This is a genomic window from Deltaproteobacteria bacterium (assembly GCA_016930875.1).
Lineage (GTDB): Bacteria > Desulfobacterota > Desulfobacteria > Desulfobacterales.
Genome location: JAFGFW010000082.1, coordinates 22,478 through 31,507 on the forward strand (window position 1 = coordinate 22,478; position 9,030 = coordinate 31,507).

The 9,030-nt window shown below is 48.8% G+C and carries 11 protein-coding genes; 9 read left to right on the forward strand and 2 right to left on the reverse strand.

What is annotated here, in order from left to right; all coding sequences use genetic code 11:
* The first annotated feature begins 155 nt into the window (after nt 1-155).
* Nucleotides 156-1,808: an alpha-D-glucose phosphate-specific phosphoglucomutase gene (locus JW883_07920; GenBank protein MBN1842190.1), complete on the forward strand. Its 1,653-nt coding sequence runs from the start codon at nt 156-158 to the stop codon at nt 1,806-1,808.
* Between the two features lie 5 nt (nt 1,809-1,813).
* Here the strand turns inward: JW883_07920 and JW883_07925 are convergent, their stop codons facing one another.
* The gene (locus JW883_07925) at nt 1,814-3,043 is read right to left on the reverse strand and encodes an aminopeptidase P family protein (protein ID MBN1842191.1); all 1,230 of its coding nucleotides are present in this window, start codon (nt 3,041-3,043) and stop codon (nt 1,814-1,816) included.
* A gap of 353 nt (nt 3,044-3,396) precedes the next feature.
* On the opposite strand from JW883_07925, the gene JW883_07930 reads away from it, so the two are divergent.
* The 8 genes from JW883_07930 (at nt 3,397) to JW883_07965 (ending at nt 8,837) form a co-directional block, all read left to right on the forward strand.
* Nucleotides 3,397-4,005, forward strand: coding sequence for a sigma-70 family RNA polymerase sigma factor (locus JW883_07930; protein ID MBN1842192.1), 609 nt, complete (start codon nt 3,397-3,399; stop codon nt 4,003-4,005).
* A 16-nt stretch (nt 4,006-4,021) separates the two neighbouring features.
* A complete protein-coding gene (locus tag JW883_07935; GenBank protein MBN1842193.1) occupies nt 4,022-4,474 on the forward strand; it encodes a hypothetical protein in 453 nt (150 codons plus the stop codon).
* A 178-nt stretch (nt 4,475-4,652) separates the two neighbouring features.
* Nucleotides 4,653-5,207 carry a zf-HC2 domain-containing protein gene (locus tag JW883_07940; protein ID MBN1842194.1) on the forward strand — a complete coding sequence of 185 codons (555 nt, stop codon included), beginning with the start codon at nt 4,653-4,655 and terminating at the stop codon, nt 5,205-5,207.
* A gap of 166 nt (nt 5,208-5,373) precedes the next feature.
* Nucleotides 5,374-5,622 carry a hypothetical protein gene (locus JW883_07945; protein ID MBN1842195.1) on the forward strand — a complete coding sequence of 83 codons (249 nt, stop codon included), beginning with the start codon at nt 5,374-5,376 and terminating at the stop codon, nt 5,620-5,622.
* Entirely contained in the window at nt 5,619-6,071 is a 453-nt protein-coding gene (locus JW883_07950) for a cytochrome c3 family protein (GenBank protein ID MBN1842196.1), read from the forward strand. Before JW883_07945 ends, JW883_07950 begins: the two co-directional genes overlap by 4 nt.
* Nucleotides 6,072-6,188: 117 nt before the next feature.
* Nucleotides 6,189-6,824, forward strand: a complete 636-nt coding sequence (locus tag JW883_07955) for an OmpA family protein (GenBank protein MBN1842197.1) — start codon at nt 6,189-6,191, stop codon at nt 6,822-6,824.
* A gap of 41 nt (nt 6,825-6,865) precedes the next feature.
* A complete protein-coding gene (locus tag JW883_07960) occupies nt 6,866-7,240 on the forward strand; it encodes a hypothetical protein (GenBank protein MBN1842198.1) in 375 nt (124 codons plus the stop codon).
* Nucleotides 7,241-7,991: 751 nt separating this feature from the next.
* Nucleotides 7,992-8,837, forward strand: a complete 846-nt coding sequence (locus tag JW883_07965; protein ID MBN1842199.1) for a PEP-CTERM sorting domain-containing protein — start codon at nt 7,992-7,994, stop codon at nt 8,835-8,837.
* Between the two features lie 8 nt (nt 8,838-8,845).
* Here the strand turns inward: JW883_07965 and JW883_07970 are convergent.
* Nucleotides 8,846-9,030: hypothetical protein (locus JW883_07970; GenBank protein MBN1842200.1), on the reverse strand; the 185-nt coding region annotated here is incomplete at its 5' end.

The window sequence follows — 9,030 nt, forward strand, 5'->3', positions numbered from 1 at the left end:
CCTTTCTTTGTTCCGATTTGGCCTGGTTGGAGGCATGTTCTCTTTTGGCAAAAAAGCGTGCCATGGCATCGATAATTCAGCCATGTTTTGCTTGCCCTTTGCGCATCATATCTATTAGACTTCATTAAGAACCAAGGTTTCTTTGGAGGTATGATATGGCCCTGCACGAACTGGCCGGAAAACCGGCGCCACGAACCCTTCTTGTCAACATTTCAAGACTCGTCAGTTCCTATTACACCCATAAACCGGACGTTTCGGATCTGGCCCAGAAGGTCGCCTTTGGCACATCCGGGCACAGGGGTTCCTCGTTTGAGAAAAGCTTTAACGAGGACCATGTCCTGGCCATTTGCCAGGCTATTTGCCAATACAGACAATCTAAAAATATCACCGGGCCCCTTTTCATGGGCATGGACACTCACGCCCTTTCCGAACCAGCCCTGGCAACTGCCTTAGAGGTGTTCGCCGCCAACAGCATGACGGTCATGATTCAGAAGGGACTCGGCTACACGCCCACACCGGTCATCTCCCACGCCATCCTGACCCACAATCGAGACAAAACGAATGGACTTGCCGACGGCGTGGTCATCACGCCATCTCACAACCCGCCTGACAACGGCGGCTTCAAATACAACCCCCCGCATGGCGGCCCGGCTGATACGGCAACCACCACGGTCATCGAAGACAGGGCCAATGAGATCTTGCGCGAAGGCAACAGGGAGGTCCGTCGCACACCCTTTGAAAAGGCAGTTTCCGCTGATACGACCCACGAGCACGACTACATTGGCCCCTACACAAAGGATCTGGCAAGCATTATCGACATGGAGGCCATAGCCAAAGGGGGGCTGAAAATAGGAGTGGACCCATTGGGAGGGGCGGCCGTGGACTTCTGGGACCCCATTGCCGAACGGTTCGGACTTGATATCGAGGTGGTAAACCGGGCCGTCGACCCGACTTTCGGCTTCATGACCGTGGACAAGGACGGCAAAATCCGTATGGACTGTTCGTCTCGCTATGCCATGGCAAGCCTGATCGAGCTTAAGGACCAGTTTGATATTGCCTTTGGCAACGACCCGGACACTGACCGCCACGGCATTGTCACCAAGGGTTCCGGGCTCCTTAACGCCAACCACTATCTTGCTGTTGCCGTCTGGTATCTCTTTCAAAATCGGCCGAACTGGAGACCTGCTGCTGCTGTTGGCAAAACCCTGGTCTCAAGCTCCATGATTGACAGGGTGGCAGCGCACCTGAAACGCAAGCTCTCCGAAGTTCCCGTGGGGTTCAAGTGGTTTGTTGACGGACTCCTTGATGGCTCGTACGGGTTCGCCGGCGAAGAAAGCGCAGGAGCGTCTTTCTTGCGAAAAAACGGCACGGTCTGGACCACGGACAAGGACGGCATCATCATGGACCTTTTGGCTGCCGAGATCACAGCCATTACTAACCGCTCTCCGGACGAACTGTATAAAGACCTGGAAGACAGATTCGGAAAGCCCATTTATGAGCGGATTGACGCGCCGGCAAGGCCAGAGCAAAAAGAAGCCCTGAAAAAGCTCTCGCCCGATATGGTACCCGCAAAAGAGCTGGCCGGAGAAAAGATCATCGCCAAACTCACCCGCGCCCCTGGCAATGACGCCCCCATAGGAGGCCTCAAGGTCGTAACCGAAAACGGTTGGTTTGCAGCAAGGCCGTCGGGAACCGAAGATATCTACAAGGTGTATGCCGAGAGCTTCAAGGGAGAGGAACATCTGAAGATAATCCAAGAAGAGGCGCAAACAATCGTGAAAGAGGCCTTCAAAGCAGCAGGAGTCTGAAGCGGTCAAGAAATAATGGTGATTTCGTCGGAACCGGGCGTAAGCTTTTCGCCGCCCTGCTCTGTAACCAGAAAGGTATTCTCCACACCTACCAACCCGATGGATTTGAGGCCCTTTTTGGGTTCCACAGCAATTACCATGTTCTTTCTGAGGGGGGAGTGTATCTTGCCTGCAATAACCGGAAATTCATCAATAACCAGACCAATGCCATGGCCAAGAAATGGTACCTGGTTGCTCCCAAATCCCATGAAGTTATCCTCAAAGTCCCGCCGGGCTACTTCAGTGCGATACACATCTTCAAATATTTCAGACGGTACAGCGCCCGGTTTCAATCTGCGTCTGACCTCCTCTTGAATATGCAGACATGTCTTGTGCGCATCCACAGCAGCCTGTGGAAGACGGCCAAGCGCAAAGATCCTGGTCTTATCCGTAAAATACCCCTCAAAGGAAAACCCGGTATCAATAAAAATGCTCTCCGCTTTTTTAAGCCTTCTTGTCCCACCAAGGAACGGAAATGCAGGCGAGAGCCCTACCAGCCCCCCGGGACCCACTGAAGCCGTAGGATAATTGCCGGACTCCCCGAAACTGATTACACCGGCAAAGAACTCGCTGTTAAAAGCGGCAAGCCTCCCAATTCCTGTATAGCCGAGCTTGAGCATCTCAGCGTGGATAGCTGATCCAAGTTCCCATTCCGTGATCCCCTCTTGAATCATGTTCGGTATCTCGTCGTAGATGGCCTTATGCCTCTTTCCGGCCTCTCGAATCAGGCCCACTTCGTAATCCGATTTGATAGAACGAATCATGGCCAGCATCAAACTGATATCTTCAAACACACTTTCACGAAAGGCCCCTAAGAGCTTTTTGAACATGGAAACCGGAACAGTGGCCTCATCCAGTCCGAGCCGAGCTACATGGTGACCGTGCGCCTTCAGCCCTTCCGGGATCTCTGCAAAGCTCTTGAGACGAACCAGAGTCCTGAGAGGGGTTTCTTTTTGTGCCCGCTCAAAGCTCCGTCGTATGAAAAAGATCGCCTCTCCTTCAACCGGAACAAAGAGGAAACCGTTTTGTAACGTGCCGGTATAATAGAACATATTTATGCCATCAATGATGACGGCACCGCTCAAGGAAGCCCCCTCCAGTCCTTTCTGAAGCCTTGAAATCCGGCCAAAAATCTCTTCAGGAGGTACAAGATTGTAGCTGCACGTTACAACGCTTTGAGAAAGTTGTGACATCATATAACTGCTAGCACCTATTCTGCACATCTGGCGGAGCCAGATATAACCAAAACGCAGGAAAATGTCAATCACCGTCACATCCCCGAATCCACCGCCAAAAAAACGAAGAGAAAAGAACAGTGATTTACGCACTGGCAAAGTGAAGGTTTCCGCGGGCCTCATTTTAAAGAACAAACTGTAATTGCGTTACACCCATCAGTCCTTCGCTTTTTTGGCGGTGGACTTGGGCATCTGTCGCCGTAGTTGCCGATTGAAAAGCCCACGAATTTGCGATATAAGAAATAAATTCTTAAGATGGCCGTTTGGTTCCGGGGAAGCGCTGGTGGCAGCTAGACATGATTTTTTCTGAATAACTGGTGTCTGACGAGGTAGATAAAGATCTTGGGGATGAGAGCACACTTGTCTCTCTGCTCAAGCAAGGGCAGGAGGATGCATTTCGTGTTCTCGTCAGGCGATATGAGACCAGAGTCTTCAGCATCGCCTATGGTATCACCTTAGATAGAGAAGAGAGCCTGGATATAGTCCAGGAAGTTTTCCTCAAGGTATACCAGAACATCCATGGCTTTAGAGAGGAATCAAGGCTTTCGACCTGGCTCCATCGTATTACGGTCAACCTGTGCCTTAACTGGAAGAAAAGATGGAAACGGCGGTTCAGATGGCATCATCAACCCCTTGAAAGAGACGAATCCGGTAATGACCTGAAGTCGGGAACCGAGGCTCATTATCCAGACGCTCTTTACGAAAAAAAGGAATTTGAGAAGATATTCTGGGATAGGCTGAACGAGTTACCGGAAAAGACGAGGGCTGTGTTTGTACTCAAGGAGGTGGAAGGTCTTTCCTATGATGAGATTGCCAAGACACTAGGCGTAAGGACGGGGACAGTCAGTTCCCGGCTCTTTTATGCTCGCAAGAGGCTAAAGCAGTCGCTAAAGCAGTATCTGGAAGAGGGTAAGGATTCGTGAAAAAGGGAGAGTGAAGATGACGCGATTCAAAAAACTCCATCTGTTGCCTCTATTGGTTGTTCTGACCGGGGTACAGGCAGCTCCAATCCGGGCAGAGCACAATATTGATGTTGTCGTTAAGACCGTCCTGGCATCTCATGGGGCCAAATACTTTGACCCGCGTCTGTCCAGCCTTATAAAGGAGCTGCAGTCCTTATTCCGGTACTCCTCATACCGACTCCTCAGCCAGGACCGCATAAATGTCCGTATGAGTGAGACCGGTGTGGTTTCGCTTTCAGGAAACAGGATTTTGAAGATCACGCCTACGGGTGTGACGGGAAACAGAGTAGAGCTGCGACTTGTGATCCTGAAAAAAAGGAGAGTGATCTTTGAAACCGTGATCCAGCTCCTCAACAACAGCAGCATTATCGTTGGCGGCCCCAAACACAAAGACGGTTCCCTGCTGTTTAACATCTCCGCTTCATTCTAGTCCCCCAGTCGTGTAATTCGTGCTCTTTCTGGCAGAAAACAAGAAGAGAATCACGCCATTTTCTAACCCGGACGAGCTGCCACCAAGAAAAAACACTTTTTTGTTTTTTGAGTGAGTTTTTTTGGAGAATTGATGTCTAACAAAGCAAATGTCAATTTCCTGATGAGGATAAAAGCTCATGAAAATGGACCCAACTATTTGTGATCCGACCCTGCTAAATCGTTTCTTTGATCAAGAACTCGGGCCGGATGAATATGCTCTGATGAGCGAACACATAAAACACTGCCCTTCCTGTCAAAAGGCACTCCAAGATGCTGAGGCCATCTCTACCCTTTTTAGGACGGGTTTAGATAAAGAGCTTTCTCATGCCAACCTTGAAAAAGTTGAAGAAAAGGTGTTGGCTTTCATCCGGAAAAAGAAAACTCCATGGTGGTTGAAATTTGGACGCCTGCTTGTAGCCAGGAGATTCTATGTCCCTGCCACAGCCGTTATTGCAGGACTTGTCCTTTACTTTTCTTTTCTGGCGCCTCCCACCTCAGTGTCTGGCCCCAGCGCTATCATAAACTCTTTTAAGGGCAATGTGGGATCTGTCATGATTTTGGAAACACCGAAAACACACCAGACCATTCTATGGTTCAGTGAACCTCTGATCTCAGGTGATGAAGATAATGGAATTGAAGAAAATCAAAGCACTGTTTCAACCTATTCAAAAAGACTGTGTCTGATGTCTTAATATGAAGAATCAGGAGGTGGAAAAATGAAAAAGAAAAAAGTCCTTACTGTTGTGCTCGCAACTATCTTATCTTTCTCCTTTGTCGCAACTTCCGCTTGGGCAGGTTCTGAACAACGTTACAGATGGGAAGGGATAGCCATAGGCGTGGGAGCTGCTATTGTGGGAAATGCTCTCCTTAACGGTTGTTATTATCAGCCTCCTCCAGCGCCTGTTTGTTATAGCCGCCCGGTTGTTTATTATAGTCCGCCACCTGTTTATGTTGCGCCGCCAGTTGTTTACTACAGTCCGCAAGCTGTGCGTTACGGTCCTGCACCCCGGCGTCCCTATGGACATTGGAAACGACATGGTCCACATCGTCAGTAGCGTAGGTAAGTTAGAAGAATTCGCTTTCTTGAAAGGGGGTAAAAGGCTATGAAGAAGCGATCCTTAGCAGCATTGGCAGTTACAGTTTTGGGTATGGTTTTTGTCTTTGCAGTTGTTTACGCAGCTCAGCAGGCGGCTGATGAAATGACCATGAATTCAAAAGCCTACGATAAGCATAAAAAGGCCCTTGTCACCTTCACGCACAAGAAACACAATGTGGACTACAAGATTTCTTGCGCCGACTGTCACCACGTTTATGAATGTGGCAAGAACGTCTGGAAAGAGGGGAACGACGTCCAAAAATGCGATGTCTGTCACAGCCAGGCCAAGGCGCCAACAGGAAAAGACGCGCCAAAACTGAGCAAGAAGGAGAAGATTGCAAAATACCACTACTCAGCTATCCATGAGAACTGTGTGGGATGTCACAAGGATTTGAAGAAGGCCGGCAAACCTACCGGCCCTACGGCGTGCAAGCAGTGCCATCCCCAAAAACCGTCCTGATTTTCGCCCGCGAAGCGCTGCCGTCAAGGCAGAATCTTTGCCTTGACGGCAGCGTCGGTAAAGGCTATAGAAAATCACTCCACAAAAAAACTACTGGGCAACAAAGGAGGCTGAGTGATGAAAAGAACAATTTCAATCATTTTATGTCTCGCGCTGGCGATCTGTTTTTATTCCTGTGCAGGGCCGACATATCAACAAAGAGGAGCGAAAACAGGAGTTCTAATTGGGGCGGCAGGAGGCGCAATTCTAGGCCAGGTAATCGGTAGGAATACAGAAGCCACGCTTCTGGGGGCAGGAATTGGCGCCGCCGTGGGTGGTCTCTCCGGTCATCAGATCGGTGCATACATGGACAGACAGGAGCAAGAATTGAGGGCCGTTTTGGCTGCGAGCGAGGCCGCGAGTATCCAGAGGACACAGAATGTTTTGACGGCCACGTTTCAGTCCGAAGTCATGTTTGATTTTGACTCGGCAACCTTAAAACCAGGTGCATATGCGGAGATCGGCAGAGTCGCCAACGTATTGAATAGATATCCGCAAACGACAATCAGAGTTGAGGGTCATACTGACTCAAAAGGTTCCGAACAGTATAATCAAGATTTGTCTCAAAGACGGGCCCAGGCGGTAAAGGATGCCTTGACACAAAGGGGAGTAGATTCAAGAAGAATACAGACCATTGGTTTCGGTGAGTCACAGCCCATATCTTCAAGTGACGCTATGAATAGAAGGGTGAACATAGTAATCATACCCATTTAGTAAACGGCCAATAAGACAGTCATGAAACGGAGGTTAGAGGGATGAAAATTTTTTGGGCAGCTTTGCTGTTAATGATTTGTTTTTCTCCTGTGAATTCCTTTGCTGAATGTATCAAAGGGGACTGTACGAATGGACAAGGGACTTTTCTCTATCCCAAGGGTGACAAATACGTGGGCCATTTTAAGGATGGCAAGATGCATGGGAAAGGGACTCTGACTTCTCATGACGGCGCAAAATATGTGGGTGAGTTCAAGAACGACATGTTAAATGGACAAGGGATTCTGATCCGTCCCAACGGCGTCAAATACGTGGGGCAGTTCAAGAACAATAAATTGGAGGGCAAAGGAACTTTGACCTCGCCTGACGGGAAAGAATTGGTGGGTCAGTTCAAAAATGGCGAGTTTGTAGGGAAATAACCCACTCGCTCCTTGGCGGAGTTATCACAGGGTTTGAGATTGAGTTTGGGGACAAGAGATGCGAAAGGCATTATTTATAATAGCCTTTCTGTTTAGTTCAACAGCAGCATTGGCGTGCAACGATTGGTATTTTTACAACGACTGGGATTGGCATTACCGGTGGCCGCGATACAGATGGCACACAGGCATACGATCATACCCCTATCCACTTTGGATAGAAAAGAAAGGGCCAAGTATAGCCGAGCAAAAGAAGGAAGAAGCAAGAATAAGACAAGAGCGACGGGAAAAGACCAGGTTACGTAATCAAGCCTATAAGGAGGAACACGGGCGCTATCCCATTCCGAAAATAGTTCTATCCCCAAACCACCCGCAATTGAAATAGAGATTGTTGCTTGAGCAAGATTGATGGTCTCGCAAAAAGTCCGCATTACACGGCTCGGATGCAAGCCCCTAAAATTCATCTCTTTGGATTCTTGCCTGAAGTCAACCCATAGAGGCTTCCTTCCTTTCTGGTATGGTCATGTTACTTTTAGTTCTCACATTGTGAGTATATTTTTTCCCAATTAATAACTTTCTTTCACCCTACATCTAATTCCACCTTGCGTGCCATAAACTCAACCTGCTGATATTACATCGAATATATGCTATTGACCAACTTCTGGAAATATGGCATGAGAATTGTATGTAATGGGTTACTAGCTTGTAATTTTTTCCAATATAGAGGGCACATTTGGCTGAAAGGAGACCCAACATGAAAGAAGCTTCAATTAAAGGAATCTGGCACAGGTCATTGCTCGGCTTAGGTCTTGTTTTGGCCGTCATTCTGCTCAGCCATGGACCGCTCTACGCTACGGCCTTTACGTGGTCAGGCCTTCCGATCCAGGGTAGCGAGGACCCTCTTTTCCTTCCTTATGTGTCAGCCGATTTCGTGGTTGACGGCAGTACGCTAACAATTACTTTGACAAATACCACCCCTCAAACCATTGATGCCAATTGGCAAGTCTTGACCGGAGTCACGTGGGACATTGGAGTCTCCGGGGTTGTTTTGGATCCTGTGTCAGCAATGATTTCGGGCACCTCGTTTTTGGTTTTTCCGGATGGTTCTCCGAATGATTACACAACCAAAAACATGACCGCTGAATGGTTCTATAAGGATAACATATCCGCAGAGAACCTAGGGCTGTATGGAATCGGAACGATAGGCGACATTAACTACGGAGAAGATACTTTTGGACGTTGGGACCGTTTTGATGTTGACCGTTCTGATGCCGATAATGATGGTATTTACAAGGAGTATTTGCAGGCAAGCCTTTATCCCCCCGATGGCCCAAACGGACTGGAAGTTGGTATTCTTGGTCCGAACTATGTTTTGGGTGGTGGTTTGATGCAGGGCCCCCTAGTCTACGCATTCGGGGGCGGGCAGACCGTGTTCACGTTCAACATCGTGGAGGGTGCCCTTGCAGAGGCCAACATTTCAAATGTTCAACCCTTGTTCGGGACAGACGGTGCAACCCCTGTCCCCGAACCCGTCACGGTACTATTACTGGGTACTGGCCTGGTAGGTCTTGTGGGGTTCAGGAAAAAGCTTAAGAAGTAGGTCTATCTTCAATCGTGAGAGTGCAAGGGCAGGGTCAAGGATGGCCTTGCCCTTTTTGCTAGTGTAGTGTGTCTGTAACTTCTTGACAACAATATGATCCTGGCGGAAAAAAGCCAAAAGTCGTCATTCCCCGGCTTGACCGGGGAATCCAGAAAAAGAACTGGATGCCGGATCAAGTCCGGCATGACAGTAA

Bases quoted from the DNA above. Each gene is read 5' to 3' on its own strand.
- JW883_07920 (MBN1842190.1), top strand. From the start codon at position 156: ATGGCCCTGCACGAACTGGCCGGAAAACCGGCGCCACGAACCCTTCTT.
- JW883_07925 (MBN1842191.1), bottom strand. From the start codon at position 3,043: ATGATGTCACAACTTTCTCAAAGCGTTGTAACGTGCAGCTACAATCTT.
- JW883_07935 (MBN1842193.1), top strand. From the start codon at position 4,022: ATGACGCGATTCAAAAAACTCCATCTGTTGCCTCTATTGGTTGTTCTG.
- JW883_07940 (MBN1842194.1), top strand. From the start codon at position 4,653: ATGAAAATGGACCCAACTATTTGTGATCCGACCCTGCTAAATCGTTTC.
- JW883_07945 (MBN1842195.1), top strand. From the start codon at position 5,374: ATGCTCTCCTTAACGGTTGTTATTATCAGCCTCCTCCAGCGCCTGTTT.
- JW883_07950 (MBN1842196.1), top strand. From the start codon at position 5,619: ATGAAGAAGCGATCCTTAGCAGCATTGGCAGTTACAGTTTTGGGTATG.
- JW883_07955 (MBN1842197.1), top strand. From the start codon at position 6,189: ATGAAAAGAACAATTTCAATCATTTTATGTCTCGCGCTGGCGATCTGT.
- JW883_07960 (MBN1842198.1), top strand. From the start codon at position 6,866: ATGAAAATTTTTTGGGCAGCTTTGCTGTTAATGATTTGTTTTTCTCCT.
- JW883_07965 (MBN1842199.1), top strand. From the start codon at position 7,992: ATGAAAGAAGCTTCAATTAAAGGAATCTGGCACAGGTCATTGCTCGGC.